Here is a 26952-nt window from a genome sequence, read left to right as displayed (position 1 = left end):
GGGAAGGTAAGTAAAGATGGTACAGGTGAGAGCACACCAGCCGATCAACACCGACGGCAGTATCAATCTCGAGGCTTGGCTCGATCACGCGGTCAGTATCGACATGGCACTGGATCGCGAAGCCTTGAAGCAAGCCTGCGAGTTCGCTCGTGAGGCGGAACAGCAACACAACGCGGCGAAGAACCTCTGGTCCGAAGGCACGTCGAGTTTCCAGACGGGTCTTGAGATCGCCGAGATTCTCGCCGACCTCAAGCTCGACCAGGATTCGCTGGTAGCCGCCGTGTTGTACCGTGGCGTGCGCGAAGGCCAGATCCAGTTGTCGGTGGTCAGCCAGCGCTTCGGCGCGGTGGTCGCCAAGCTGATCGACGGCGTGCTGCGCATGGCGGCCATCAGCGCCAGCCTCAGCCCGCGTCATTCCATGGTCCTGGGCACCCAGGGCCAGGTGGAAAACCTGCGCAAGATGCTCGTGGCCATGGTCGACGATGTGCGCGTCGCGCTGATCAAGCTGGCCGAGCGGACCTGCGCGATTCGCGCCGTCAAAGCCGCCGACGATGAAAAGCGCAATCGTGTCGCCCGGGAAGTCTTCGACATCTACGCGCCGCTGGCCCACCGTCTCGGCATCGGTCATATCAAGTGGGAGCTGGAGGACCTGTCCTTCCGCTACCTGGAGCCGGACCAGTACAAGCAGATCGCCAAGCTGTTGCATGAGCGACGCCTGGACCGCGAGCGCTTCATCACCGACGTGATGACCCAGCTGCGCGAAGAGCTACAGGCCACGGGCGTGGAGGCTGACATCAGCGGTCGGGCCAAGCACATCTATTCGATCTGGCGAAAAATGCAGCGCAAGGGCCTGGAGTTCAGCCAGATCTATGACGTGCGCGCCGTTCGCGTGCTGGTCCCGGAGATGCGCGACTGCTACACCGCGTTGGGTATCGTCCATACCTTGTGGCGGCACATTCCAAAGGAGTTCGACGACTACATCGCCAACCCCAAGGAAAACGGCTATCGCTCGTTGCACACCGCGGTGATCGGCCCGGAAGGCAAGGTGCTGGAAGTGCAGATCCGCACCCACTCGATGCATGAGGAAGCCGAGCTGGGCGTATGCGCCCACTGGAAATACAAGGGTACCGACGTCAAGTCCGGGTCCAACCACTACGAAGAGAAAATCTCCTGGTTGCGCCAGGTGCTCGAGTGGCATGAAGAACTGGGTGACATCGGCGGCCTGGCGGAACAGCTGCGGGTGGATATCGAACCGGACCGGGTCTACATCTTCACCCCCGATGGCCACGCCATCGACCTGCCCAAGGGGGCGACGCCGCTGGACTTCGCCTACCGGGTCCACACCGAGATCGGCCACAACTGCCGTGGCGCCAAGATCAACGGGCGGATCGTGCCGCTCAACTACAGCCTGCAAACCGGTGAACAGGTCGAGATCATCACCAGCAAGCACGGCACGCCGAGCCGCGACTGGCTGAACCCGAACCTGGGTTACATCACCACCTCGCGGGCACGGGCGAAAATCGTCCACTGGTTCAAGTTGCAGGCCCGCGACCAGAACGTCGCCGCCGGCAAGACCCTGATCGAGCGCGAACTCAGTCGCCTCGGCCTGCCGCAGGTGGACTTCGACAAGCTGGCCGAAAAGGCCAACATGAAAACCGCCGAGGACATGTTCGCCGCCCTCGGGGCCGGCGACCTGCGCCTGGCGCAACTGGTCAATCTGGCCCAGCAACTGGTGGAGCCGGAGCGCGGCAACGAGCAACTGGAGCTGATCCCGCGCAAGGCCACCGGCTACAAGCCAGGCAAGCGCGGCGATATCCAGATCCAGGGCGTGGGCAACCTGATGACCCAGATGGCCGGCTGCTGCCAGCCATTGCCGGGGGATGCGATCGTCGGCTACATCACCCAGGGCCGTGGCGTCAGCATTCACCGCCAGGACTGCGCCTCGGTGCTGCAACTGGCCGGTCGCGAACCCGAGCGGATCATCCAGGTCAGCTGGGGCCCGGTGCCGGTGCTCACCTACCCGGTGGACATCGTCATCCGCGCCTACGACCGCTCCGGCCTGCTGCGTGACGTGTCCCAGGTGCTGCTGAACGAGCGCATCAACGTGCTGGCGGTCAACACACGCTCGAACAAGGAAGACAACACCGCGCTGATGTCCCTGACCATCGAGATTCCGGGGCTGGATGCACTGGGGCGGTTGCTGGGACGGATTTCCCAGTTGCCGAACATCATCGAGACCCGGCGTAACCGGACACCGGGGTAAGCGCGGTCCAAATGTGGGAGCGAGCTTGCTCGCGATAGCGGTCTTTCAGTGACAGAGAGGGTTACTGACATACTGCAATCGCGAGCAGGCTCGCTCCCACAAGGGTTTTGTGTGACGAGATGGATTTATGTATAGCCTTGAAGACCTGCTCCACCTGATGAACCGCCTGCGCGATCCGCAGTACGGTTGCCCGTGGGACATCAAGCAGACCTGGGAGACGATCGTCCCCCATACCCTGGAAGAAGCCTACGAGGTGGCCGATGCGATCGAGCGCGGTGACTTCGATCATGTGCAGGGCGAGTTGGGCGACCTGCTGTTCCAGGTGGTGTATTACAGCCAACTGGCCCGGGAAGAAAACCGCTTTGAATTCGCCGGCGTGGTCGACAGCATCACCCGCAAACTGATCCGTCGCCATCCCCACGTATTTCCCACCGGCGACCTGTACGCGCCGCTGGATGTGCCGCGCCTGAGCGAAGAGCAGGTCAAGCAGCACTGGGAGGAAATCAAGGCCGAGGAGCGGGCCGAGAAGTCCACCGCGCCGCTGCAACTCTCCCTGCTCGACGATGTGCCCGGCGCATTGCCGGCGCTGTCCCGTTCGGCCAAATTGCAGAAGCGCGCCGGGCAGGTCGGTTTCGACTGGCCGGACGCCTTACCGGTACTCGACAAGGTCCGGGAAGAGCTGGATGAAGTGCTCGAAGCGATGTCGGAAAATGACCAGGCGGCAGTCGCCGACGAGATCGGTGACCTGTTGTTTTCGGTCGTCAACCTGGCCCGGCACCTCAAGGTCGACCCGGAAGGCGCGTTGCGCGGGGCCAACGCCAAGTTCGAGCGACGCTTCCGTTTTATCGAACAGGCATTGCGCGACACCCACCGTCCCATGGAAGATTGCACCCTCGAAGAGTTGGACGCCTTGTGGGGCGAAGCCAAACGTCAGGAAAAGAATTTGCCCAGCTGCGGCTGAGGCCGTTGCCTAAGTGAGTAAGCACCATGAGCCTTTCCCTTCGCGACCAGTTGCTCAAAGCAGGGCTGGTCAACCAAAAGCAGGTCAAGCAGGTCGGCAAGGACAAGCAGAAGCAGCAGCGCCTGGCCCACAAAGGCCAGATCGAGCTGGATGACTCCCAGCAGCGCGCCGCCCAGGAAGCCATGGCCGAGAAGGCCCGGCGCGACCAGGAACTCAACCGTCAGCAGCAGGAGAAGGCCGAGCAGAAGGCCCGTGCCGCGCAGATCAAGCAATTGATCGAAGTGTCGCGCCTGCCGAAGCTGACCACCGAGGATTACTACAACTTTGTCGACGACAAGAAGGTCAAGCGCATTTCGGTGAACACCCTGATGCGCAACAAGCTGAGCAGCGGCTCGCTGGCGATCGTCCATCATGCCGGTGGCTATGAAGTGATCCCGCGCGAGGCCGCCCTGAAGATCCAGGAGCGCGATCCCAAGCGCATCGTCCAGCTCAACACCCAGACCGAAGAAGTGGATGCCGACGATCCGTACGCGGCGTATCAGATTCCTGATGATTTGATGTGGTAATGAGCTAAACACAAAACCCTGTGGGAGCCGAGCTTGCTCGCGATGGCGGTGTGTCAGTCGATACGTTTGTTGACTGATACGCCGCCATCGCGAGCAAGCTCGGCTCCCACAGGAGTCAGAGTTGTTCCTGGGATTGCGTTGCCTCATGGGCACGCTGGCTTTCCTCGCGCTCCAACTCGGCCTTGTAGCGGTAGGCCTCCGTCTCGGAGTGGAACATCCCCACCAGCAGATCCTGTTGACGCACATCCCAGATCTGAATGCCGGCGGCAATGGCTTCGTGGGACATGTGGGCATCATCGCGTTCATTTACTTTCACTGTCATCTTGCAAACTCCAATCTCTGTCATCTGCAGCAAAGCGTGTGCAGGACTTTGTTATAGATTTGGATAGCCTGCTAAGTAAATGCCCTGGCCGGTTAAGAAGTTTTCATGAAAATCGCAACCATCCCGCAGGCCGGGCAGGGCGCGGCGTTTGGTCGCAGGGGTGGGTTCATGAAAAAAATTTCATGTTGTAGAAACGAACTCAGCACAAGACTCTGTGGGAGCGAGCCTGCTCGCGATAGCGGTGCTTCAGTCGGCATCGATATCAACTGACATACCGCTATCGCGAGCAGGCTCGCTCCCACAGGGAATATCGGTGTTCATGAAACCCGGGCAAAAAGAAGCCCCGCATTGGCGGGGCTTCTTGATGTTCGCGGCGATCAGCTGCCTTTGACTGTCTTGCCGTTGACCGTGCCGTCCAGGAGCATGATGTTGTACTCCTTGCCGTCCGTCTCGACCTGTTGCAGGCGTACCAGCAGGTAATCCCAGTCCTTGGCGAACCAGAGTACGGTGGTGCGCTTGCTCTGTGTCGGATCGCGCACGCGCTCGACCTTGATCGCGTCGATCTGGCCGGCCTTGGTGTCGACTTTTTCCGAGCCCAGCACGCGGAAGTCATAGGTATCGACTTCGCCATCATCGACGACCTGATAGCTCATGCTTTTCTTGCCGGCTGCGACGTCGTGCTGCAGGGCCAACTGGTAAGTGGATTTATCGACCATGCCACGATTCAGCGGCAGCTTCACCGCGTCGCCGCGATCGGTGCCAGTGACCATCTTCGTGCTCCAGTCGAAGTCCAGGTCGGCCTTCTTGGCTTTGCCCAGGCCACCCCGTTCGAAGTGGTAGGACTGCGGCAGCAGTGTGTCCTTGTCCAGGGTCAGGGTGCTTTCTTCCGTCAGGCTGGCGATCATCATCGATGCCTTGAAGCTCAGCTTCCAGGTGCCGTTGGCCTCCTTGGTCAGGCTGCGCTCGGCGGTGCCGCTCATGGGCAGCTGTTTCCAGTCGGCGGTGTAGCTGGCGGAGAACGGTTGAAGGTCTGAAGCCTGTGCCAGGGGCAAGGCGAGCAGAGCACAGGCGAAGAGCAGGGCGCGACGCATAAAATCTCCTAGTGTCGAATCAAATGGCCGCTGGCGGCGAGCAACTGGCCGTCCAGTGAGGCTCCGCGATCGTCGAGGGTCAGCCGTCCTTCGGCAAACCAACGCACGGCCATCGGGTAGATCTGGTGTTCCCGGGCGTGAACCCGTTGTGCCAGGCTTTGCGGCGTGTCGTGCAACTCTACCGGTATTACTGCCTGTACGACCAGTGGTCCGCCATCGAGTTCCTCGGTGACAAAGTGCACCGAGCAGCCGTGCTCAGTGTCTCCGGCCTCCAGCACGCGCTGGTGAGTGTGTAACCCTTTGTATTTGGGTAGCAGCGATGGGTGGATATTGAACAGGCGGCCCTGGTAGTGGCGCACGAAGCCGGCACTGAGGATGCGCATGAAGCCGGCCAGGACCACCAGTTGCGGATTGAAGGCGTCGATCTGCTCGATCAGCGCGGCGTCGAAGGCTTCGCGGCCGTCGAAGGCCTTGTGATCCAGGACACGGGTGTCGATACCCGCATCCTGGGCACGTTGCAGGCCGTAGGCATCGGCGCGGTTGGAAATCACCGCGCGGATACGGACCGGGCTGTCGCCGGTCCGCGTGCTGTCGATCAGCGCCTGCAGGTTACTGCCGGTGCCGGACAGCAGCACCACGACGTCACAGGTTGCAGGCATCTTTTCCTGCATCAGTGAGCCTTGAGGTTTTTCAGCTCGACCTGGGCAGCGCCTTCGGCCGCGGTTGCGATCTGGCCGATGACCCAAGGCTGTTCGCCCGCTTCACGCAGCACGTTCAGGGCTGTCTCGACGTGCTCCTGGGCCACGCAGATCACCATGCCCACGCCGCAGTTCAGCACGCGGTGCATTTCGGTTTCGTCGACGTTGCCTTTCTCTTGCAGCCAGTCGAACACCGCCGGACGGGTCCAGCTCGCCACGTCGACCACCGCCTGGGCGCCTTTTGGCAGCACGCGCGGGATGTTGTCGAGCAGGCCACCGCCGGTGATGTGGGCCATGGCCTTGACGGCGCCGGTGTCCTTGATCAGCTTGAGCAGCGGCTTGACGTAGATGCGGGTCGGGGCCATCAGCAGGTCGGTCAGTGGCTTGCCGTCGAGCTGGATGTTTTCGATGTCGGCGCCGGACACTTCGATGATCTTGCGGATCAGCGAGTAGCCGTTGGAGTGCGGGCCGGAAGACGGCAGGGCGAGCAGGGCATCGCCGGCGGCGACTTTCGAGCCGTCGATGATCTCGGCCTTTTCCACGACGCCGACGCAGAAGCCGGCCAGGTCGTAGTCTTCGCCTTCGTACATGCCTGGCATTTCAGCGGTTTCGCCGCCGACCAGGGAGCAACCGGACAGTTCGCAGCCGGCACCGATGCCGGTCACGACCTGGGCCGCGGTGTCGACGTTCAGCTTGCCGGTGGCGTAGTAGTCGAGGAAGAACAGCGGCTCGGCGCCGCAGACCACCAGGTCGTTCACGCACATGGCCACCAGGTCGATGCCGATGCTGTCGTGCTTGTTCAGGTTCAGCGCCAGGCGCAGCTTGGTGCCGACGCCGTCGGTGCCCGAGACCAGCACCGGTTGCTTGTAGCCGGCCGGGATCTCGCAGAGGGCGCCGAAACCGCCCAGGCCGCCCATGACTTCCGGGCGCGCAGTGCGCTTGGCGACGCTCTTGATGCGTTCGACCAATGCTTCACCGGCGTCGATGTCTACACCGGCGTCCTTGTAGCTCAGGGAGGGTTGCTTGCTCATGATCCAGGCCTTTAGGGGGGATTTCTGGGTAACGACCGACAGCCTGGGCCATTGAATAACCGTTGTACGAATTATTCCGGGTGCCCGGCCATTGCCGGTCTGCGAAGGCGCGCGATTTTATCAGGCTTGTGGGGCAGCGGCCATCCTCGCGCCGACGGGCAGGGACATATCCGAGGAAAAAACCGATATTTCTGCTGTTGGTGCTGCGCGGTGCCCCTGTATAAGGTGTAGCGGTAGCCGGCTATGGTTACGCGGTGCGAAACTTCCATCGGGTGTGTGAATGTTTTGCCAGGTGCTGTGGTCACAGCCATGCTCAGTCTTCTTCACGCGGCGTGTTCCAGCCGTTTATGTCCGGGAATCTTCCATGCGTCTGTTCAAATTCTTGTCCGTGGGCTGCTTGTCGCTGATCAGCCTGGCGAGCCATGCCGAAACCCTCAATGGCCTTTACCAAGTACTCGAGCCGGTGAGCAGCCAGACGCCGGATGAGCGCAACCAGGCGACCCTGCGTGCGCTGGATACGCTGGTGCTGCGCCTGACCGGCGACGCCAAGGCCGCGCAGAACCCGGGGCTGGCGGCGATCCGCAAGGACCCGCAGCAGATCATTCTTCAGTATGGCTACGATGCCGGTCCCCCGGAAAGCCTCAAGGTCGACTTCGACCCGGCGAGCACCGATCGGGCATTGCGTTCGGCAGGGCTGTCGCTGTGGGGCGTGAACCGGCCATCGATCCTGGGCTGGTGGCTCAACGACTCGGCTGAAGGCTCCAGCCTGGTGGGCGATGGCCAGGCCAGTGCCACGCCGTTGCGCCGTGCCGCCCAGCACCGGGGCCTGGCGCTGCACTTGCCGCTGGCGGACTTGAGCGAGCAGATCGTTGCCACCGCGCCGAACCTGGAAGGCACTGATCCGGCGCCGCTACGCGATGCATCGGAGCGATACGCGGCGGATGCCTTGCTGGCGGTCCACGCCAAGGAAGAGGGCGGTCAGTGGCACGGGACCTGGCGCCTGTGGCTGGGCGATCAGCGCGAGCAGGGCACCGCCCAGGGCGCCGATCAGGCTGCGCTGGCCGATGCGGTGATGCTGGCGGTGAGTCAGCGGCTGGCGCCGCGCTTCGTGGCCAAGCCGGGTGTGGCCACCGAGCAGTTGCTGGAAGTGCAGGGCATGAATCTTGAGCGCTATGCCGCCCTTGGGCGCTTGCTCGAACCGTTCGCCGGGCAGGTGCAGCGGGTCGAGGGTGACCGGATCATCTATCGGGTCAACGGCAGCGCGGAGCAACTGAAGGCGCAACTGGCCCTGGCGAAGTTGCAGGAAATTCCCGCCGGTGAGGCGATGGCTCCGGTGCCTGCGGCTCCACCGGCTGCCGATGGAACGGCCCCGGCAGCAACACCGCCGCCCGCGCCGACGGCCAGCCTGCGGTTCCGCTGGTAGATTTTCTTTCTTTATATAGCAGGGAGTGGTTCATGGGCGATACGCGGCGTTGGTTCTGGTTGGGCGGGGTCGTCCTGCTGTTCGCGTTTATCTATCTGCTGCATCCGATTCTGACGCCGTTCCTGGTTGCACTGCTGTTGGCCTATCTGTTTGACCCGGTGGTGGATCGCCTGGAAAAGCTCGGCCTGTCGAGAACCTGGGGCGTGATATCGGTATTTGCGCTGTTCACCTTGATTGTCAGCGCCCTGTTGCTGGTGTTGATACCGATGCTCGCCAAGCAGTTGCTGCGCCTGTATGAACTGGCGCCGCAGATGCTCGACTGGCTGCAGCACACGGCGGTGCCGTGGGTGCAATCGAAACTGGGACTGGCGGACGGTTTCTGGAAGTTCGACAAGGTCAAGGCGGCCATCAGCGCGCATATGGGCCAGACCACCGACATTGTCGGCGTGGTCCTGAGCCAGGCCACCGCCTCGGGGTTGGCGCTGATTGGTTGGCTGGCGAACCTGGTGCTGATTCCGGTCGTGAGTTTCTACCTGCTGCGGGACTGGGACCTGATGATGGCGAAGATCCGCAGCCTGCTGCCCCGTCACCGTGAAGAACGCATCATGACCCTCGCTGGTGAGTGTCATGAAGTGTTGGGTGCGTTTGTGCGCGGGCAGTTACTGGTGATGGTGGCGCTGGGCTTCATCTATGCGGCGGGGTTGATGCTGGTGGGGCTGGAGCTGGGGCTCTTGATCGGTATGATCGCCGGGTTGGCCGCCATCGTTCCGTACATGGGCTTCGTGATCGGTATTGGCGCGGCGTTGATCGCCGGGCTGTTCCAGTTTGGCGGCGACCTCTACCCCATGGTCGGCATCGTGGCGGTGTTCATGGTCGGCCAGGCCCTGGAGGGCATGGTGTTGACGCCGTTGCTGGTGGGTGATCGCATCGGCCTGCATCCGGTGGCGGTGATCTTCGCGATCCTGGCTGGCGGCGAGTTGTTCGGCTTCACCGGGATCCTGCTGGCGCTGCCGGTGGCGGCGGTGATCATGGTGCTGGTGCGTCATGTGCATGACTTGTACAAGGACTCGGACATCTACAGCGGCGTCGAAGACCCGGAACTGTAGGGCGGCCGGTAGCCTGATGCTTGTCCGGGTGTCAGGGAAACGCTCGTCCCGCTGTCCTGGCGCTGCAAACCTTTGATTTTGCTCGTGGTCCGGCGCATTGTGCGGTCCGCGCCACGGGTATAGACTTTGCGAACTTTACACAGAGGCCACTCACGGTTCCTTTGGAGCTGTCCAGCCAGCATGAAACCGATTCAGCTGCCCCTAGGTGTGCGTCTGCGTGACGACGCCACCTTTATCAACTACTACCCAGGCGCCAATGCCGCTGCACTCGGCTATGTCGAGCGGCTTTGCGAAGCCGACGCCGGCTGGACCGAAAGCCTGATCTATCTGTGGGGCAAGGACGGGGTAGGGCGTACGCATCTGTTGCAGGCGGCTTGCCTGCGGTTCGAGCAACTGGGCGAACCTGCGGTGTATCTGCCGTTGGCTGAGTTGCTGGATCGCGGGGTCGAGATCCTCGATAACCTCGAACAGTACGAACTGGTCTGCCTGGACGACCTCCAGGCCGTGGCCGGCAAGGCCGATTGGGAGGAGGCGCTGTTTCATCTGTTCAATCGGTTGCGCGACAGCGGTCGGCGCTTGCTGATCGCCGCGTCGACGTCGCCACGGGAGCTGCCGGTGAAGCTGGCGGATCTCAAGTCCCGCCTCACCCTGGCGCTGATCTTCCAGATGCGCCCGCTTTCCGATGAAGACAAGCTCCGTGCCTTGCAGTTGCGCGCTTCCCGGCGTGGCCTGCACCTGACCGATGAGGTCGGGCACTTCATCCTCACCCGCGGCACCCGCAGCATGAGCGCATTGTTCGAATTGCTCGAACGCCTCGACCAGGCCTCGCTTCAGGCCCAGCGCAAGCTGACTATTCCGTTCTTGAAAGAAACCCTGGGCTGGTAAACACAGCGACCCCTGTGGCGAGGGGATTTATCCCCGCTGGGCTGCGAAGCAGCCCTATTCCTGACACCTCGGTGTGTCAGACAGATCGAGTTGACTGTTTCGGGACTGCTGCGCAGCCCAGCGGGGATAAATCCCCTCGCCACAAGGGTGTGTACAGCTTTGTAACCAGCAGCCTCTAAGGCATGGCAAAATCGCGGTCCTGCTGGGTAGCAGGCCACGTGACTTTCAAAATGGGCTTAAGCGCTTAGATGTAGACGGAAAACCGAGAAGTCACATTTGTATCGATTGAATTTGCAAATGAAGTCGATAGAAGGCATAGTCTCGTCCATCTTTATAACTACAGCCACGGTCGTGCCCATGCTCAATCGCTTCGCACCCCTCGTGCCTCTCGCACTCGTTACCCTGCTGTTCGGTTGCGCTGCCCACTCTCCAGTGTCGCAGCAAGCGCAACAACCACAGGTCAAGACCTCCGTTACCGCCCAGTCTTCTTCCATGGCATTCCAGGAAGAAATGGCAGACGACAAAGAACTGGCAGCCTTCGCCGGCAACAAGCCTTATCAGCTGCCAGTGCTGGCCGACAGCATTCTGGAGCGTGGCATGTCCCTGATCGGTACCCGCTACCGTTTCGGCGGTACTTCTGAAGCCGGCTTCGATTGCAGCGGTTTCATCGGCTACCTGTTCCGTGAGGAGGCCGGCATGAACCTGCCGCGCTCCACACGTGAAATGATCAACGTGAACGCGCCGCTGGTGGCCCGCAACCAGCTGGAGCCCGGTGACCTGCTGTTCTTCAGCACCAGCGGGCGTCGTGGTCGGGTCAGTCACGCTGGTATCTACCTGGGCGACAACCAGTTCATTCATTCCAGCAGCCGTCGCAGCGGTGGCGTGCGGATCGACAGCCTGGGCGACACCTACTGGAACAAGACCTTCATCGAAGCCAAGCGCGCCCTCGCCATGGCACCGACCGTGGTCACCGCTCGCAAGTAAGCGCACAGTTTGTAAGGCAAACTTAAAGTCTTACTTGAAGTTTGCCCCATAGCCGCTAGAATCTTTGATCATTGATTGATGGCAATCCGCCTGCGTACTCCGCAGGCGGATTTGTTTTCATGTCCACGGCAGAAAAGCCGCATCCAGATCAGGATTGTTCTGCATATGTCGACGTCGGCCCGCCTTGCTCTCATTTGCCTTGCCGCACTGCTCAGTGCCTGCGCAAGCCATGCGCCACCGCCCGCACCCGTTCGGGCCCCCGTGGTATTTGCACCCTCGCAACCCTTGGCCCCGGCCGCCGAAGACGTGCTCTTCCGGGCGTTGGGCCTGGTCGGGACACCCTACCGTTGGGGTGGCAATACGCCGGATTCGGGTTTTGATTGCAGCGGCCTGATCGGTTATGTGTACCGCGATGCCGCCGGCATTTCCCTGCCGCGCTCGACCCGCGAGATGATCGGCATGCGTGCGCCGGATGTCGGCAAGGATGCGCTGCAAAGCGGCGACCTGATCTTCTTCGCCACCAACGGCGGCTCCCAGGTCAGCCATGCCGGGATCTATGTCGGTGAGGGCCGCTTCGTTCACGCGCCGGCCACTGGCGGTACGGTCAAGCTCGACAGCTTGTCCAAGGCCTATTGGCAGAAAGCCTATCTGAGTGCCAAGCGGGTGTTGCAACCGGAACACCTCGCGCGCTATCCCTGATTCGCGGAGGTTGTCATGACCACTCGTACCCTCAACCTCGATGATGCTCTCTACCAGTATCTGCTGGACGTTTCCCTGCGGGAGACGCCCTTGCAGCGACGTCTGCGGGACGAGACCCAGGCGCTGCCCATGGCGCGCTGGCAGATAGCGCCCGAGCAGGGTCAGTTTCTCTCATTGCTGGTGAAGCTCACTGGCGCCCGGCGCTTGCTGGAGGTCGGTACGTTCACGGGCTACAGCGCGTTGTGCATGGCCTCGGCGTTGCCGCCGGACGGTTCGTTGATCTGCTGCGATATTCCCGGTGACTACAACGCCGTGGCACTGCGTTATTGGCGCGAAGCCGGATTGGCCGAGCGGGTCGAGCTGCGCCTGGCGCCGGCTCTGGAAACCCTCGACAACCTTGAGCGCCAAGGCCAGGGCGGCACCTTCGATCTGATCTTCATCGATGCCGACAAGGCCAACTACCCGGCTTACCTCGAATACGCGCTGCGGTTGCTGCGCACAGGTGGGCTGGTGATGTTCGATAATACGCTGTGGGATGGACGGGTGCTGGAAGCCCAGCCCCAGAGCGAGGACACCCGCGCCATCCAGGCCCTGAACCTGGCCTTGAAGGATGATCCGCGAGTGGATTTGTCGCTGCTGCCGCTGGGGGATGGATTGACCTTGTGTCGCAAGCTTTAAGCGCAGTTCCTGGTTGGAATGACATTTGTGGCGAGGGGATTTATCCCCGCTGGGCTGCGAAGCAGCCCTAAAACCAAGCAATCCGGTGTGTCAGCAGGTTGAGTTGGCTGCTTTGGGGCTGCTGTGCAGCCCAGCGGGGATAAATCCCCTCGCCACAGGATGTTCGCAAGGGCGGATTTATTTACCCGACACCCGCCATATCCTATTACCCACATCATCGGCCACCAGCAACCCGCCCTGCTTGTCGATCACCACACCCACCGGCCGGCCCTGGGCTTTTTCGTCTGCATTCAGGAACCCGGTCAATACATCCACGGGTTTGCCCGCCGGTTTGCCGCCGCTGAACGGTACGAAAATCACCTTGTAGCCACTGTGGGGCTTGCGGTTCCAGGAGCCGTGCTGGCCGACGAATGCGCCCTCGGTGAACGGCGCAGGCAAACGACTGCCCTCGGCAAAAGTCAGGCCCAATGATGCCGTGTGAGGACCAACCGCATAGTCCGGGGCAATGGCCTTGGCCACCAGCGCAGGATTCTGTGGCTCGACCCGCACATCAACGTTCTGCCCGTAATAACTGTAGGGCCAGCCATAGAAGGCGCCATCCTTGACCGAGGTGATGTAGTCCGGCACCAGGTCGCTGCCGATCTCATCCCGCTCGTTCACCGCGGTCCACAATGCACCGCTGCGCGGTTCCCAGGCCAGGCCGTTGGGATTGCGCAAGCCCGAAGCGAAGATGCGGTGATTGCCGGTGGCGCGGTCGACTTCCCAGATTGCCGCGCGGCCTTCCTCGGCCTCCATGCCATTTTCCGCGACGTTGCTGTTCGAGCCGGTGGTGACGTACAGCTTGCTGCCGTCACGGCTGGCGATCACGTTTTTGGTCCAGTGGTGGTTGAGGGTGCCGCCCGGCAGGTCGACGACCTTGGTCGGCTGCGCCTTGATTTGCGTGTCACCGTCCTTGTAGGGGAAGCGGATCAGCCGGTCGGTGTCGGCCACGTACAAGTCATTGCCCACCAGCGTCATGCCGAACGGCGAGTTGAGGTTCTCCAGGAAGACCGTGCGGGTTTCGGCGATGCCATCGTGATTGGCGTCACGCAACAACGTGATGCGGTTGGGGCTGGGGACGCCAGCACCGGCGCGGCCCATGACCTTCTTCATCACCCAGCCACGGATGCCCTTGGCATCGTCCGGTTTGGGCGGCGCGTTGGTTTCCGCCACCAGTACGTCGCCATTGGGGAGCACATAGAGCCAGCGCGGATGGTCCAGTCCTTCGGCGAATGCCACCACTTGCAGGCCTTCGGCCGCGGTGGGCTTGGCGCCCTGGGGCCAGCCGACAGCCTCGGCGATGTTGACGGTGGGGATCAGGGTCTTGTTCGGCTCGGGCAGTTTCGGCGCTGGGCCGGTGCCGTCGGAGACTTGCAGTGTGGAAGACTCGCCACAAGCGACAAGCCCTGCGGCGAGGGCGACGATCAGAAGGTGCGGTGGCTTGAGCATGCTGGCTTCCCTATGAATGCATGTGGTTATTCATAGAGAAGCATAGATCGGCGATGGTTCAACCGGTCAGCCGTGGGCCTGCTTGAACAACACGGCGATGCCCGGGTGATAATGACCGGCCTCGTTACGCAACTTGCGATAGTTGTAAGGGAAGTACCAGGCCACGGCGCAGGTGTTTTCCTTTTGCAGGTCATCGATCATGTCCTGGAGTTCTTCAGGGGTAGCGCTTTGCTGGGCTTTCTGTGGGGAGACGAACAGGCAGCCCAGCTTCAGGTCAGTGGCATAGCTGATGCGCTTGGCATCGCTGGTGATCTCCTGCAGGGGCTGGGTCAGGTTCAGGCTCTTGACCTTCGGCCAGCGTTGGGTGGCCTGGATGAAGGCGCGATCATCGGCGCCGGCAATGAACAGGTCGGCACTGACGTTGCGTTCGCCTTCTTCATTCTGTTTGCGGGTCGCGGTGTCCTGCAGCGTGACCATCTCGGCCATCCAGGCGGCAGCCGAGAGCAGGCCGAGGTTGGCCTTTTCATCGAACCAGTAAGGCGTATCGTTATCGCCGCGCACGGCGTTGTAACGATCGATACAGTCAAACCAGCGCTCCAGCACCGGGCGCAGGAATTCCAGCTTCGGATTGCTGATGATCATGCCTTGCATGTTTTGCCCTCTTGTTTTTGTGATATCGGGTCGTAATGCCTATTTGATATCACTTGCCATGACGTGGCACAAGATTGGCGTCATTTTATTGCTTCGGACCCATGATCGACGCTGAGCCCACGGCGGCTTTAATTGACGCTCCACCCCCAACCCTCTAACCTTCGCGACTTGTTTCAGGTGCTCTGTGACCCTGGTCGACAGAGTGAAACAGGGAAACCGGTGAGAACCCGGCGCTGCCCCCGCAACGGTAAATGAGTCAAGGCTGCCATCAAGTCACTGTGTCATCGACACGGGAAGGCGCGCAGCCCGGCGTCACGCCACTCATGAGCCCGGAGACCGGCCTGATTCATCCAACGGCATCACGGTGGGCGATGCCAGGCTTGTTGCCGTCTTTTCCTGTGCCCGCCCGCCGTTATCCAGTTCCCAACGGAGGCTTCCCCATGTCCGGTTCCCCCAACACCGATGCGTCCGACCGCGACGAGCGTCACCTGGCGCGCATGCTGCGCAAGAAAGCCGTGATCGACGAGCGCATCGCCAATTCCCCGAACGAATGTGGCTTGCTGCTGGTACTGACCGGCAACGGCAAGGGCAAGAGCAGTTCGGCGTTCGGCATGCTGGCCCGGGCCATGGGGCATGGGATGCACTGTGGCGTGGTGCAGTTCATCAAGGGCCGCAACAGCACCGGTGAAGAGTTGTTCTTCCGGCGCTTCCCGGAGCAGGTGCGTTTTCATGTCATGGGCGAAGGCTTTACCTGGGAAACCCAGGATCGCCAGCGCGATATCGCTGCCGCCGAAGCCGCGTGGGCCGTGTCGCGCCAGTTGCTGAGCGATCCGTCCATCGGCCTGGTGATGCTCGATGAATTGAACATTGCCCTCAAGCACGGCTACCTCGACCTCGATCAGGTCCTGAGCGACCTGCAGGCTCGCCCACCGATGCAGCACGTCGTGGTGACCGGTCGTGGCGCCAAGCCGGAAATGATCGAGCTGGCGGACACCGTCACCGAAATGGGCATGATCAAGCACGCCTTCCAGGCCGGCATCAAGGCGCAGAAAGGCGTCGAACTGTGAGTGACGCTTCGTTTGCGGACCGCCAATGTCCGGCGGTACTGATTGCCGCCCCGGCGTCGGGGCAAGGCAAGACCACCGTCACCGCCGCCCTGGCCCGGTTGCATCGCAACCAGGGGCGCGAGGTGCGCGTATTCAAATGCGGCCCTGATTTCCTCGACCCGATGATCCTGGAGCGTGCCAGCGGCGCGCCGGTCTATCAATTGGACATGTGGATGGTCGGCGAGCAGGAAAGTCGACGGCTGTTGTGGGAAGCCGCCGCCGAAGCGGACCTGATCCTGATCGAAGGGGTGATGGGGCTATTCGACGGCACGCCGTCCAGTGCCGACCTGGCGCGGCATTTCGGCGTGCCGGTGCTGGCGGTGATCGACGGTACGGCCATGGCCCAGACCTTCGGCGCCCTGGCCCTGGGGCTGGCGCGCTACCAGCCGGACCTGCCGTTCGCCGGCGTGCTGGCCAACCGGGTCGGCACCGTGCGCCATGCGCAGTTGCTTGAAGGCAGTCTCACCGAAGGCCTGCGTTGGTACGGCGCACTGTCCCGGGAAACCGGCATCGAACTGCCAAGCCGTCACCTCGGGCTGGTCCAGGCCAGCGAGCTGAACGATCTGGACCTGCGTCTCGACGCCGCCGCCGAGGCCTTGGCCGGCACGTGCGAAGTGACACTTCCGCCAGCGGTGACGTTCGCCGCGCCCGAGGTAGTTGTCGCGCAACCGTGGCTCGACGGTGTGCGCATCGCCGTGGCCCGGGACGAGGCGTTTGCCTTCACCTATGGCGCGAGCCTCGATCTGCTGCGGGCCATGGGCGCGCAGTTGCGCTTTTTTTCACCGATCCATGACCGCGAGCTGCCCGAGGCGGACAGCCTGTACCTGCCTGGCGGTTATCCTGAACTGCATCACCTTGCTCTGGCGCAGAACGCGCCGATGCTGGCGGCGATCCGTGCGCATCACGACGCCGGCAAGCCGTTGCTGGCCGAGTGCGGCGGCATGTTGTATCTGCTGGACTCGCTGACCGATGTCGAGGGCAATCGCGCCGAGCTGCTCGGTTTGCTCGCCGGTGACGCGCAGATGCAGAAACGCCTGGCTGCCCTGGCGCTGCAATCGGTGGAGCTGCCGGAAGGCAATCTGCGCGGACATACCTACCATCATTCGCTGACCAGCACTGATCTGGAGCCGATTGCGCGTGGTCACAGCCCTAACGGCGGGCGTGGCGCCGAGGCGGTGTTCCGGCTGGAGCGGATGACGGCTTCCTATGTGCATTTCTACTTTCCGTCGAATCCGCGGGCGATTGCTGCGCTGTTTGCGCCAGATCCAGAGACCGCTTTCGCGAGCAGGCTCGCTCCCACAGGGAACGGTGAACACCCATCCGATTGTGAACACCAACCCGATGTGGGAGCGAGCCTGCTCGCGAAGCGGCCATGACTGACAACGCATTTCCTAAGGCCGAACGCGACGCCATCTACCGCGCCATCGCCGAACGCCGCGACATGCGCCACTTCATCGGCGGCACGCTGGAACCGCAGCTGCTGCGTCGCCTGCTGGAGGCCGCCCACCAGGCGCCCAGCGTGGGCCTGATGCAACCGTGGCGGTTCATCCGCATCAGCGACCGCGCATTGCGTGCAGACATCCGGCAACTGGTGGAACAAGAGCGCATCCGCACCGCCGAGGCCCTCGGCGAACGCAGCGATGAATTCATGAAGCTCAAGGTCGAAGGCATCAATGACTGCGCCGAAGTGCTGGTGGCGGCGTTGATGGATGATCGCGAGCGGCACATCTTCGGCCGGCGGACCTTGCCGGAAATGGACCTCGCCTCGCTGTCCTGCGCGATCCAGAACCTGTGGCTGGCTTCCCGCGCCGAAGGGCTGGGGATGGGCTGGGTGTCGCTGTTCGAGCCCCAGGCCCTGGCCGATCTGCTGGGCCTGCCTGCGGGGGCCAAGCCCCTGGCGATACTCTGTCTCGGCCCGGTAGAAAGCTTTTATCCGGCACCGATGCTCGCCCTGGAGGGCTGGGCGCAACCGCGTTCACTCAATGAACTGCTTTATGAAAACCATTGGGGAGTAAACCCATGAGTGTGGCGTTGCTCAGTGCCGCCGCCGTAGCGCTGGATGCACTGCTGGGCGAGCCCCGGCGTTGGCATCCGCTGGTGGCGTTCGGCCGGTTTGCCGATCGCATCGAACAGCGCTTCAACTCCGGCGGGCGCGGCTGGCGCAGCCATGGGGTGACCGCGTGGGTGATTGCGGTGGTGCCGCTGACCTTGCTCGCCACGGCCCTGTCCTGGGCGCCGCTGGTGGGTTGGCTGGTGGACATCCTGGCGTTGTACTGCGCCCTCGGCCTGCGCAGCCTTGGTGAACACGTCGAGCCGGTGGCCCGGGCGCTGCGCAGCGGCGATCTGGACGAAGCGCGCCAGCGTGTCGGCTATCTGGTCAGCCGCGAAACCCGTGAGCTGGACGAAACCGCCGTCGCCCGGGCAGCCACCGAGTCGGTGCTGGAAAACGGTAGCGACGCGGTATTCGCCGCGCTGTTCTGGTTCGCCGTGGCGGGGGCGCCCGGCGTGGTGTTGTATCGCTTGAGCAATACCCTCGACGCGATGTGGGGTTACCGCAATGAACGCTTCGAGCGCTTCGGCTGGGCGGCGGCAAAAATCGACGACGTGCTCAACTACATTCCGGCACGGCTGGTGGCGTTGACCTACGCGCTGCTGGGAAAAACCCGTCTGGCGCTCCAGTGCTGGCGCAGCCAGGGCCCGACCTGGGACAGCCCCAATGCCGGGCCTGTCATGGCCGCCGGTGCCGGTGCGCTGGGTGTCGAGCTGGGTGGTGCGGCGGTGTATCACGGCGAACTGCATCAGCGTCCACCCCTGGGCGAGGGCGTGCCGGCGAGTGCCGATTCCATTGATCGCGGCTGGCAACTGGTGCAGCGCGGCGTATGGTTGTGGTTGCTGATTCTCTGCCTGGGAGCTGAGTTCTATGCTTGAGCACGGCGGACGCCTGCGTAAAGCAGCCCGGCAATACGGCATTGCCGAGGCGGATTGGCTCGACTTGTCCAGTGGCCTGGCGCCGTGGCCGTTCGACGTCCCGGCGATTCCATTGCGGGCCTGGGCGCGTCTGCCTGAAACCGATGACGGGCTGGAGCAGGCGGCCTGCACTTATTACGGTGCGAGCCATGTGCTACCAGTGGCCGGTTCGCAAATGGCCATCCAACTGCTGCCGCGCCTGCGTCGCAGCGGCAAGGTCGGCGTGCTGTCGCCCTGTTACGCCGAGCACGCCGAAGCCTGGCGCCGCAGCGGTTACATCGTGCGTGAAGTGCTGGAAGCGGAAGTGGATTTCTTCCTCGACAGCCTCGATGTGCTGGTGGTGGTCAACCCGAACAATCCCACGGGCCTGAGCCTGAGTCCTGAACGTTTGCTGGATTGGCACGCCCGACTGGCCCAGCGCGGTGGCTGGCTGGTGGTGGACGAGGCTTTCATGGATGTCACTCCGCAACTGAGCCTGGCCACCCATGCCCATCAGGTCGGGCTGATCGTGCTGCGTTCGTTCGGCAAGTTCTTTGGCCTGGCCGGGGTTCGCCTGGGGTTTGTCCTGGCCGAGCAACACTTGCTCAGGCTGCTCGCCGAACAGGTCGGACCGTGGGCCGTCAGTGGGCCGACCCGGGTCCTTGGTCAAGTCTGTTTGCTCGACACCGCTGCTCACATCCGTCAGCAACAGCGCTGCGAAGCCGCCAGCCAACGCCTGGCGCTGACGCTGGCCCGTCACGGCTTCAAGCCTCAGGGTGGTTGCGGGTTGTTCCAGTGGCTGGTCACCGAGCACGCCCAGGTGCTCCACGACTTTATGGCCCATCGCGGCATTCTCCTGCGGTTGTTCACGAACAACAGCAGCCTGCGCTTCGGGTTGCCGGCCGATGAGGCCGAATTCCTGCGCCTCGAACAGGCTTTCGAGGCCTACGCCAAGGATTTCCAATGACCACAGTGATGGTACAGGGCACCACGTCCGATGCCGGTAAAAGTACCCTGGTCACGGCGCTGTGCCGCTGGGTCAGGCGCCAGGGCGTGGACGTGGTGCCGTTCAAGCCGCAGAACATGGCCCTCAACAGCGCCGTCACCACCGACGGCGGCGAAATCGGCCGCGCCCAGGCCGTGCAGGCCCAGGCCGCCGGCCTCGAGCCGCACACCGACATGAACCCGGTGCTGCTCAAACCCAACAGCGACACGGGGGCCCAAGTCATCATCCATGGCCGGGCGGTCACCACCATGAATGCCATGGCCTATCACGATTACAAGGCCATCGCGATGCAGGCGGTGCTGGCCTCCCACGAGCGTTTGAGCGCAGCGTATCCGGTGGTGATGGTGGAGGGCGCGGGGTCGCCGGCCGAGATCAATCTGCGTGCCGGTGACATCGCCAACATGGGCTTTGCCGAAGCGGTGGACTGCCCGGTGCTGTTGATCGCCGATATCAATCGCGGCGGGGTCTTCGCCCATCTGGTGGGCACCCTGGAACTGCTTTCGCCCAGCGAACAGGCGCGGGTCAAGGGCTTCATCATCAATCGTTTTCGCGGCGACCTCGCTTTGCTGCAACCGGGCCTGGACTGGCTGGAAGCGCGCACCGGCAAACCGGTGGTGGGCGTACTGCCCTACGTGATGGACCTGCATCTGGAGGCCGAGGACGGTCTCGATCAGCGTCAGACCGACAAGGCCGAACAGGTGCTCAAGGTGGTGGTGCCGGTGCTGCCGCGCCTCAGCAATCACACCGATTTCGATCCGCTGCGCCTGCACCCGCAGGTTGACCTGCAATTCATTGGCCCCGGCCAGGCCATTCCGTCGGCCGACTTGATCATCCTGCCGGGTTCGAAAAGCGTGCGCAGCGACCTGGCCCACCTGCGGGCCCAAGGCTGGGAAGCGGCCATCCAGCGGCATCTGCGCTACGGCGGCAAGCTGCTGGGGATCTGCGGCGGTTTGCAGATGCTCGGCCAGCAGGTCCACGATCCGCTGGGGCTGGAAGGCGCGCCGGGCTCCAGCGCCGGGCTCGGGCTGCTGGCGTTCGAGACGACCCTGGAGCAGGAGAAGCAACTGCGCAATGTTCGAGGGCGATTGACCTTGGAAAATGCCGAGGTCAGTGGCTATGAGATCCATGCCGGCGTGACCGTCGGCCCGGCCCTGGAACACCCCTCGGTGCAATTGGATGACGGCCGCTGCGACGGTGCCCAAAGCCTTGATGGGCAGATTTTCGGCACTTACCTGCACGGCTTGTTCGAGTCTGCGCAGGCTTGCAGTGCCTTGTTGCGTTGGGCCGGGTTGGCGGACGTGCAAGCGGTGGATTACCACGGCTTGCGCGAGCGGGATATCGAGCGGTTGGCGGATCTGGTGGAGAAGCATCTGGATACCGGGTTGTTGCGTGAACTCTGTGGGATCTAGGGTGGCTGGGCCGGCCCTATCGCGAGCAGGCTCGCTCCCACAGGGGATTGTGAACACCGGGCCAATGTGGGAGCGAGCCTGTTCGCGATGGCGCCGGCAGCAACACCGCCTATTTGAAAGGTAAATACACCATGCTCCAACTGATCCTCGGCGGCGCCCGCTCCGGCAAGAGTCGCCTGGCTGAAAAACTCGCGGCGGACACTCGCTTGCCAGTGACCTACATCGCCACCAGCCAACCCCTGGACGGCGAGATGAACGAGCGGGTCGCCCTGCATCGCACTCGTCGTCCGGCCGAATGGGCGTTGGTGGAAGAGCCGTTGGCCCTGGCTCGGGTGCTGCGGGAAAACGCGGCGCTCGGACACTGCCTGCTGGTGGATTGCCTGACCCTGTGGCTGACCAATCTGCTGATGCTCGAAGACGCGCAACAATTGGCTACCGAACGTGAGGCCCTGCTGGATTGCGTGGCCGCATTGCCCGGTGAAATCATTTTTGTCAGCAACGAGACCGGGATGGGTGTCGTGCCGCTGGGCGAGTTGACTCGCCGTTATGTCGATGAAGCCGGTTGGCTGCATCAAGCCTTGGCCGAGCGTTGTCAGCGTGTCGTGCTGACCGTTGCCGGCCTGCCCCTGACCCTCAAAGGTACTGCGTTATGAATCACCGCTGGTGGCTGGACCCGTGCAAGTCCCTTGATACCCAGGCCCAGGAACAGGCCGCGGCCCGTCAGCAACAATTGACCAAGCCAGCCGGCTCCCTGGGCCGGCTCGAGTCGGTGGCGGTGCAACTGGCGGGCCTGCAAGGGCAGGTCAAGCCGAGCCTGGATCAACTGTGGATCGCGATTTTTGCCGGCGACCATGGGGTGGTGGCCGAGGGCGTGTCGGCCTTTCCCCAGGAAGTCACCGGGCAGATGCTGCTCAACTTCGTCAGCGGCGGCGCGGCCATCAGTGTTCTGGCGCGGCAATTGGGCGCCGGGTTGGAGGTCGTGGACCTGGGGACCGTGAACCCGTCGCTGGACCTGCCCGGTGTGCGGCATCTGCACGTCGGGCACGGCACGGCGAATTTCGTCCAGGGCCCGGCGATGACCGCGGTCCAGGGCGAACAGGCCCTGCAAGCGGGGCGCGACAGCGTGGCCCGTGCAACCGCCAGCGGCGCGCAGTTGTTCATCGGTGGTGAGATGGGCATCGGCAACACCACGGCGGCCAGTGCCCTGGCCTGTGCCTTGCTCGATTGCCCGGTGGCGCACCTGGTCGGGCCGGGTACGGGGTTGGACGCGGCGGGTGTCAGTCACAAGGCCCAGGTGATCGAGCGTGCCCTGGCGATGCACCGAGCCCAGTGCAACGATCCGTTGCAGACGCTGTTCAACCTGGGCGGGTTTGAAATCGCAGCGCTGGCCGGTGCATACCTGGCCTGCGCCCAGCAGGGCATCGCGGTGCTGGTGGACGGATTCATCTGCAGCGTCGCCGCGCTGGTGGCGGTGCGCCTCAATCCCGGGTGCCGGCCATGGTTGCTGTTCGGCCATCGCGGCGCCGAACCGGGGCATCGCCACGTCCTGGAAACCCTTGGCGCCGAACCGCTGCTCGACCTGGGCCTGCGCCTGGGCGAGGGCAGTGGCGCTGCGCTGGCGGTACCGCTGTTGCGCCTGGCCTGTGACCTGCACGGGCAGATGGCGACGTTTGCCGAAGCGGCCGTGGCGGATCGCCCGGCATGACCTTGCGCCTGGACCTGCTGCGCCATGGCGAAACCGAATTGGGTGGCGGGTTGCGTGGCAGCCTCGACGATGCCTTGACGGCCAGGGGCTGGGAACAGATGCAGGCGGCTGTAGCAGGGGATGGCCCTTGGGATCGGCTGGTGAGTTCGCCGTTGCAGCGTTGTGCGCGTTTCGCCGAGCAGCTCGGCAGCCGCCTCAACGTACCGGTGCACTTGGACGCCGATTTGCAAGAACTGCATTTCGGTGCCTGGGAGGGGCGTAGCGCTGCGGCGTTGATGGACACTGACGCCGAGGCCCTGGGCCGGTTCTGGGCCGATCCTTATGAGTTCACCCCTCCCGATGGTGAGCCGGTGCTGGCGTTTTCGACGCGGGTCCTGGCGGCGGTGGAGCGCCTGCACGCAGCTTATGCGGGGCAGCGGGTGCTGCTGGTCAGCCATGGCGGCGTGATGAAATTGTTGCTGGCCCGGGCCAGAGGCCTGCCCCGGGAGCAATTACTCAACGTTGAAGTGGGCCACGGCGCGCTGTTTTCCCTGCGGGTGTCGTCCGGCTCAGTGTTTACGGAGATGAACTGAGGATGCTGCCGTTCTGGATCGCCCTGCAATTTCTCAGCAGCCTGCCGGTTCGCCTGCCGGGCATGCCGGAGCCGGCGCAGCTTGGCCGGTCGCTGCTGTTCTATCCGCTGGTGGGGTTGTTGTTCGGTGTTTTGCTGTGGGCCTTCAACGCTTTGCTGCTCGGCACGCCGTTGCTGCTGCATGGCGCGCTGTTGCTGACGGCATGGGTGCTGCTCAGTGGCGGTCTGCACCTGGATGGTTTGGCCGACAGCGCTGATGCCTGGCTCGGTGGCTTTGGCGACCGCGAACGCACGCTGCTGATCATGAAAGACCCGCGCAGCGGGCCGATTGCCGTGATCACCTTGGTATTGGTGCTGCTGCTCAAGTTCGCCGCGTTGCTGGCGCTGCTCGAACAGGGACAAGCCCTGATGCTGGTCATCGTGCCGGTACTCGGGCGTGCCGCGCTGCTGGGCCTGTTCCTGACCACCCCTTATGTGCGGGCCGGCGGGTTGGGCCAGGCGCTCGCCGATCATCTGCCGCGACCTGCGGGGTGGCAGGTCTTGTCGCTCTGTGCGCTGGGCTGTGTGCTGGTGACGGGCTGGGCCGGGGTCTGGGCGTTGATCGTCGCCGCGGTGGTATTCGTCGGGTTGCGGCAGATGATGCTACGCCGGCTGGGTGGGTGCACCGGCGATACGGCGGGGGCCTTGCTGGAGCTGCTGGAGATGGTTGTGTTGGTGGGAGCGGTATTGATCTGACGGTGTGTTTTTTTGTGGCGCTCGGATTCTGTAGGAGCTGACGAGCGAAGCGAGGCTGCGATCTTTTGATCTTTCGCTGGAGATTCAACTGCCAGTGGAAAGATCGCAGCCTCGCTTCGCTCGACAGCTCCTACGGCGCTGCGGTATGGCGTTATCTTTACAGTATCCGGTCCATTTAAATTTGCATTCATTTAGTCACGGGTATATACACGCATCATGCTTCCTTCCCAATGTCTGTGCATCAACCTGCGTCGTGCCGCCCGTGGCGTCAGCAGGTATTACGACGGCGCCCTCGACGGCTTCGGGATCAACGTCGCCCAGTATTCTCTGCTGAGCAACCTGGCGCGCCTGGATCAGCCGAGCATTTCCTCCCTGGCCGAGGCCATGGGCCTGGACCGCAGCACCCTCGGGCGTAATCTTCGGGTACTGGAAGGCGAGGGGCTGGTGGCGCTTGCCGAGGGTGAGGACATGCGTAACCGCATCGTCGTGCTCACGGAGGCTGGCCGCACCCGACTGGCGGCGGCGCTGCCCGCCTGGGAAGCGGCGCAACAACGCTTGATCGATAAACTGGGCGCCGAGAAGCGCACGGCATTGCTGGCCTTGCTGGATGAACTGGCGTGAAGCCGGTTCGTCCGATGATAAGTGGGTATATACCCGCGAGCGGAGAATAAGAATGACATCGATGTGGCGTACCTGTGGTTGGGTCCTGGTGGGCAGCGCGCTGATCCTGGCGTTGTCCCTGGGTGTGCGGCATGGCTTCGGGCTGTTCCTGGCACCCATGAGCAGCGAATTCGGCTGGGGCCGTGAGGTGTTCGCCTTCGCCATCGCCTTGCAGAACCTGATCTGGGGCCTGGCGCAGCCCTTTACCGGTGCGCTCGCCGATCGCTTCGGTGCAGCGAAAGTGGTGCTGGTCGGCGGTGTGCTCTACGCCCTGGGCCTGGTGTTCATGGGGTTGTCGGATTCCGCCTGGTCGCTGTCGCTCAGTGCCGGGCTGCTGATTGGTCTAGGTCTGTCCGGCACGTCGTTTTCGGTGATTCTAGGGGTGGTCGGTCGGGCCGTTCCGCCGGAAAAACGCAGCCTGGGCATGGGCATCGCCAGTGCCGCCGGCTCCTTCGGTCAATTCGCCATGTTGCCGGGCACCCTGGGGTTGATCGGCTGGCTCGGCTGGTCCGCCGCATTGCTGGCCCTGGGCCTGCTGGTGGCGCTGATCGTGCCGCTGGTGAGCATGCTCAAGGACGCACCGACACCGCTGGCCGGCCATGAGCAAACCTTGTCTGAAGCGTTGCGCGAGGCGTGCAGTCATTCCGGGTTCTGGCTGCTGGCGTTCGGCTTTTTCGTCTGCGGCTTCCAGGTGGTGTTCATCGGTGTGCATCTGCCGGCGTACCTGGTGGACCAACACCTGCCGGCCAGCGTCGGCACCACCGTGCTGGCCCTGGTCGGGCTGTTCAATATCTTCGGTACCTACACCGCCGGTTGGCTGGGCGGACGCATGTCCAAGCCGCGGCTGCTAACGGCGTTGTATCTGGCGCGGGCGGTGGTAATCGGGGTGTTCCTGTGGCTACCGGTCACCACCACCACGGCCTACGCGTTCGGCATGGCGATGGGCTTCCTGTGGCTGTCCACGGTGCCCTTGACCAACGGCACCGTGGCAACCCTGTTCGGTGTACGAAATCTCTCGATGCTGGGTGGGATCGTGTTCCTGTTCCATCAATTGGGATCGTTCCTCGGCGGTTGGCTGGGCGGGGTGGTGTACGACCGCACCGGCAGCTACGACTTGATCTGGCAGGTCGCCGTGATGCTCAGCCTGTTGGCGGCGGCGTTGAACTGGCCCGTGCGCGAGCGTCCAGTGGCGCGCCTGCAAGTCCAGGCCGGTGCTGCATGAGTCGCGTCGGCCCCTGGTTGATTGTCGCCGGCGCCGTCCTGCTGCTGGCGTTTGCCTGGTGGGGCTGGCATCAGGGCGGCTTGGCCTTGCTGCAACTGGGCATGGGCAACTGCTGAGCGGTGGACGCTTCAGGTCATGACGAGTAACGTCGTGGTCTGACCTGTCTTCAAGGAAGTGCCTACATGCTGATGCGCTGGCTAGCTGTTCCCGCCCTGTTGCTGGTTGTGACTGGGCAAGCCTGGGCCGCCGATTGTCCTCCGTTGCTGGAGGGTTCGTTGCCCAAGCTGCGGGCCAAGGAAACCATCGATCTGTGCCAGCGCTTCGCCGGCAAGCCGCTGGTGGTGGTCAACACCGCCAGCTTCTGCGGGTTCGCGCCACAGTTCAAAGGCCTTGAGGCGTTGAACCAGCGCTACAAGGATCAAGGGCTGCAAGTGCTGGGTGTGCCGTCCAACGATTTCAAACAGGAATCCAAGGATGGGGCCGAGACGGCCAAGGTCTGTTACGTCAACTATGGCGTGACCTTCACCATGACTGAACCGCAACCGGTGCGCGGGGCGGACGCCATACCGCTGTTCAAGCACCTGGCCGAACAGTCCGGCGCGCCGAAATGGAATTTCTATAAGTACGTCGTGGATCGGCAGGGCAAGGTTATTGGCAGTTTTTCCAGCCGGATCAAGCCCGACGATCCTGAGTTCATCAAGGCGGTGGAGGCGGCGATTGCTTCCAGGCCCTGACTGTCAGCCATG

The 26952-nt window shown here is 63.1% G+C and carries 29 protein-coding genes and 1 riboswitch; of the genes, 23 read left to right on the top strand and 6 right to left on the bottom strand.

Features of this window, described 5'->3' with window-relative positions; all coding sequences use genetic code 11:
• The first annotated feature begins 16 nt into the window (after positions 1-16).
• The 3 genes from relA (at position 17) to LOY67_RS20770 (ending at position 3790) form a co-directional block, all read left to right on the top strand.
• A complete protein-coding gene (relA, locus tag LOY67_RS20780; RefSeq protein WP_265064227.1) occupies positions 17-2263 on the top strand; it encodes a GTP diphosphokinase in 2247 nt (748 codons plus the stop codon).
• A gap of 127 nt (positions 2264-2390) precedes the next feature.
• Positions 2391-3224 (top strand): nucleoside triphosphate pyrophosphohydrolase, encoded by an 834-nt coding sequence (gene mazG / locus LOY67_RS20775; RefSeq protein ID WP_265064226.1) that lies wholly within the window; start codon positions 2391-2393, stop codon positions 3222-3224.
• Positions 3225-3250: 26 nt separating this feature from the next.
• Complete coding sequence (locus LOY67_RS20770) at positions 3251-3790, top strand: DUF2058 domain-containing protein (protein WP_024779739.1); 540 nt, start codon at positions 3251-3253, stop codon at positions 3788-3790.
• Between the two features lie 115 nt (positions 3791-3905).
• Here LOY67_RS20770 and LOY67_RS20765 read toward each other — a convergent pair whose 3' ends face one another.
• Positions 3906-4112 (bottom strand): hypothetical protein, encoded by a 207-nt coding sequence (locus LOY67_RS20765; RefSeq protein WP_041020215.1) that lies wholly within the window; start codon positions 4110-4112, stop codon positions 3906-3908.
• A gap of 105 nt (positions 4113-4217) precedes the next feature.
• Here LOY67_RS20765 and LOY67_RS20760 point away from each other — a divergent pair, with 105 nt between their 5' ends.
• Positions 4218-4382, top strand: a complete 165-nt coding sequence (locus LOY67_RS20760) for a hypothetical protein (protein ID WP_265064225.1) — start codon at positions 4218-4220, stop codon at positions 4380-4382.
• A 107-nt stretch (positions 4383-4489) separates the two neighbouring features.
• Here LOY67_RS20760 and LOY67_RS20755 read toward each other — a convergent pair whose 3' ends face one another.
• Genes LOY67_RS20755 through purM form a run of 3 tightly spaced genes read right to left on the bottom strand, consistent with a single transcriptional unit; the run spans position 4490 to position 6932 of the window.
• The gene (locus tag LOY67_RS20755; RefSeq protein ID WP_265064224.1) at positions 4490-5203 is read right to left on the bottom strand and encodes a DUF3108 domain-containing protein; all 714 of its coding nucleotides are present in this window, start codon (positions 5201-5203) and stop codon (positions 4490-4492) included.
• An 8-nt stretch (positions 5204-5211) separates the two neighbouring features.
• Positions 5212-5862 carry a phosphoribosylglycinamide formyltransferase gene (gene purN / locus LOY67_RS20750; RefSeq protein WP_265064223.1) on the bottom strand — a complete coding sequence of 217 codons (651 nt, stop codon included), beginning with the start codon at positions 5860-5862 and terminating at the stop codon, positions 5212-5214.
• An 11-nt stretch (positions 5863-5873) separates the two neighbouring features.
• Positions 5874-6932: a phosphoribosylformylglycinamidine cyclo-ligase gene (gene purM / locus LOY67_RS20745; protein WP_258626573.1), complete on the bottom strand. Its 1059-nt coding sequence runs from the start codon at positions 6930-6932 to the stop codon at positions 5874-5876.
• A gap of 364 nt (positions 6933-7296) precedes the next feature.
• Between purM and LOY67_RS20740 the strand changes: the two genes are divergently transcribed.
• The 6 genes from LOY67_RS20740 to LOY67_RS20715 all read left to right on the top strand — a co-directional run bounded on the left by LOY67_RS20740 (position 7297) and on the right by LOY67_RS20715 (position 12707).
• Positions 7297-8355: a DUF2066 domain-containing protein gene (locus LOY67_RS20740; RefSeq protein WP_265064222.1), complete on the top strand. Its 1059-nt coding sequence runs from the start codon at positions 7297-7299 to the stop codon at positions 8353-8355.
• Between the two features lie 32 nt (positions 8356-8387).
• On the top strand, positions 8388-9461 hold the full coding sequence (locus tag LOY67_RS20735; RefSeq protein ID WP_265064221.1) for an AI-2E family transporter: 1074 nt from the start codon (positions 8388-8390) through the stop codon (positions 9459-9461).
• A gap of 180 nt (positions 9462-9641) precedes the next feature.
• On the top strand, positions 9642-10346 hold the full coding sequence (gene hda, locus LOY67_RS20730; protein ID WP_003178999.1) for a DnaA regulatory inactivator Hda: 705 nt from the start codon (positions 9642-9644) through the stop codon (positions 10344-10346).
• Between the two features lie 357 nt (positions 10347-10703).
• Positions 10704-11330, top strand: coding sequence for a C40 family peptidase (locus LOY67_RS20725; protein ID WP_265064220.1), 627 nt, complete (start codon positions 10704-10706; stop codon positions 11328-11330).
• 165 nt (positions 11331-11495) lie between these two features.
• Positions 11496-12029 carry a C40 family peptidase gene (locus LOY67_RS20720; RefSeq protein ID WP_265064219.1) on the top strand — a complete coding sequence of 178 codons (534 nt, stop codon included), beginning with the start codon at positions 11496-11498 and terminating at the stop codon, positions 12027-12029.
• Positions 12030-12044: 15 nt separating this feature from the next.
• A complete protein-coding gene (locus tag LOY67_RS20715) occupies positions 12045-12707 on the top strand; it encodes a class I SAM-dependent methyltransferase (protein WP_265064218.1) in 663 nt (220 codons plus the stop codon).
• Positions 12708-12884: 177 nt separating this feature from the next.
• On the opposite strand, the gene LOY67_RS20710 is transcribed toward LOY67_RS20715, so the two are convergent.
• Together LOY67_RS20710 and LOY67_RS20705 are read right to left on the bottom strand one after the other, a co-directional pair.
• Positions 12885-14195 (bottom strand): PQQ-dependent sugar dehydrogenase, encoded by a 1311-nt coding sequence (locus tag LOY67_RS20710; protein WP_265064217.1) that lies wholly within the window; start codon positions 14193-14195, stop codon positions 12885-12887.
• A 66-nt stretch (positions 14196-14261) separates the two neighbouring features.
• Positions 14262-14846, bottom strand: a complete 585-nt coding sequence (locus LOY67_RS20705; protein ID WP_265064216.1) for a hypothetical protein — start codon at positions 14844-14846, stop codon at positions 14262-14264.
• Between the two features lie 158 nt (positions 14847-15004).
• Positions 15005-15206, top strand: a riboswitch (cobalamin riboswitch).
• A gap of 80 nt (positions 15207-15286) precedes the next feature.
• On the opposite strand from LOY67_RS20705, the gene cobO reads away from it, so the two are divergent.
• The 13 genes from cobO (at position 15287) to LOY67_RS20640 (ending at position 26940) form a co-directional block, all read left to right on the top strand.
• Positions 15287-15913, top strand: a complete 627-nt coding sequence (gene cobO, locus LOY67_RS20700) for a cob(I)yrinic acid a,c-diamide adenosyltransferase (protein ID WP_265064215.1) — start codon at positions 15287-15289, stop codon at positions 15911-15913.
• On the top strand, positions 15910-17328 hold the full coding sequence (locus LOY67_RS20695; protein ID WP_265064214.1) for a cobyrinate a,c-diamide synthase: 1419 nt from the start codon (positions 15910-15912) through the stop codon (positions 17326-17328). Before cobO ends, LOY67_RS20695 begins: the two co-directional genes overlap by 4 nt.
• Positions 17325-17975 carry a 5,6-dimethylbenzimidazole synthase gene (gene bluB, locus LOY67_RS20690; RefSeq protein ID WP_265064213.1) on the top strand — a complete coding sequence of 217 codons (651 nt, stop codon included), beginning with the start codon at positions 17325-17327 and terminating at the stop codon, positions 17973-17975. The genes LOY67_RS20695 and bluB overlap by 4 nt, the downstream gene beginning before the upstream one ends.
• The gene (cbiB, locus tag LOY67_RS20685; protein ID WP_265064212.1) at positions 17972-18880 is read left to right on the top strand and encodes an adenosylcobinamide-phosphate synthase CbiB; all 909 of its coding nucleotides are present in this window, start codon (positions 17972-17974) and stop codon (positions 18878-18880) included. The genes bluB and cbiB overlap by 4 nt, the downstream gene beginning before the upstream one ends.
• Positions 18873-19865 (top strand): threonine-phosphate decarboxylase CobD, encoded by a 993-nt coding sequence (gene cobD / locus LOY67_RS20680; protein WP_265064211.1) that lies wholly within the window; start codon positions 18873-18875, stop codon positions 19863-19865. The genes cbiB and cobD overlap by 8 nt, the downstream gene beginning before the upstream one ends.
• Positions 19862-21313, top strand: coding sequence for a cobyric acid synthase (locus tag LOY67_RS20675; RefSeq protein WP_265064210.1), 1452 nt, complete (start codon positions 19862-19864; stop codon positions 21311-21313). The genes cobD and LOY67_RS20675 overlap by 4 nt, the downstream gene beginning before the upstream one ends.
• 131 nt (positions 21314-21444) lie before the next feature.
• Complete coding sequence (cobU, locus tag LOY67_RS20670; protein ID WP_265064209.1) at positions 21445-21966, top strand: bifunctional adenosylcobinamide kinase/adenosylcobinamide-phosphate guanylyltransferase; 522 nt, start codon at positions 21445-21447, stop codon at positions 21964-21966.
• Complete coding sequence (gene cobT / locus LOY67_RS20665; RefSeq protein ID WP_265064208.1) at positions 21963-23018, top strand: nicotinate-nucleotide--dimethylbenzimidazole phosphoribosyltransferase; 1056 nt, start codon at positions 21963-21965, stop codon at positions 23016-23018. The genes cobU and cobT overlap by 4 nt, the downstream gene beginning before the upstream one ends.
• Positions 23015-23590 (top strand): alpha-ribazole phosphatase family protein, encoded by a 576-nt coding sequence (cobC, locus tag LOY67_RS20660; RefSeq protein ID WP_265064207.1) that lies wholly within the window; start codon positions 23015-23017, stop codon positions 23588-23590. Before cobT ends, cobC begins: the two co-directional genes overlap by 4 nt.
• Before the next feature lie 2 nt (positions 23591-23592).
• Positions 23593-24324 carry an adenosylcobinamide-GDP ribazoletransferase gene (locus LOY67_RS20655; RefSeq protein ID WP_265064206.1) on the top strand — a complete coding sequence of 244 codons (732 nt, stop codon included), beginning with the start codon at positions 23593-23595 and terminating at the stop codon, positions 24322-24324.
• Positions 24325-24540: 216 nt separating this feature from the next.
• Complete coding sequence (locus tag LOY67_RS20650; RefSeq protein ID WP_265064205.1) at positions 24541-24945, top strand: MarR family winged helix-turn-helix transcriptional regulator; 405 nt, start codon at positions 24541-24543, stop codon at positions 24943-24945.
• Positions 24946-25006: 61 nt separating this feature from the next.
• Positions 25007-26206: an MFS transporter gene (locus LOY67_RS20645; protein ID WP_413776224.1), complete on the top strand. Its 1200-nt coding sequence runs from the start codon at positions 25007-25009 to the stop codon at positions 26204-26206.
• A 182-nt stretch (positions 26207-26388) separates the two neighbouring features.
• On the top strand, positions 26389-26940 hold the full coding sequence (locus LOY67_RS20640; protein ID WP_265064203.1) for a glutathione peroxidase: 552 nt from the start codon (positions 26389-26391) through the stop codon (positions 26938-26940).
• The last annotated feature ends 12 nt before the right edge of the window (positions 26941-26952 follow it).

This window comes from Pseudomonas sp. B21-056 (assembly GCF_026016325.1).
Taxonomy (GTDB): Bacteria; Pseudomonadota; Gammaproteobacteria; order Pseudomonadales; family Pseudomonadaceae; genus Aquipseudomonas.
This window is presented reverse-complemented; position numbering and strand designations above follow the sequence as displayed.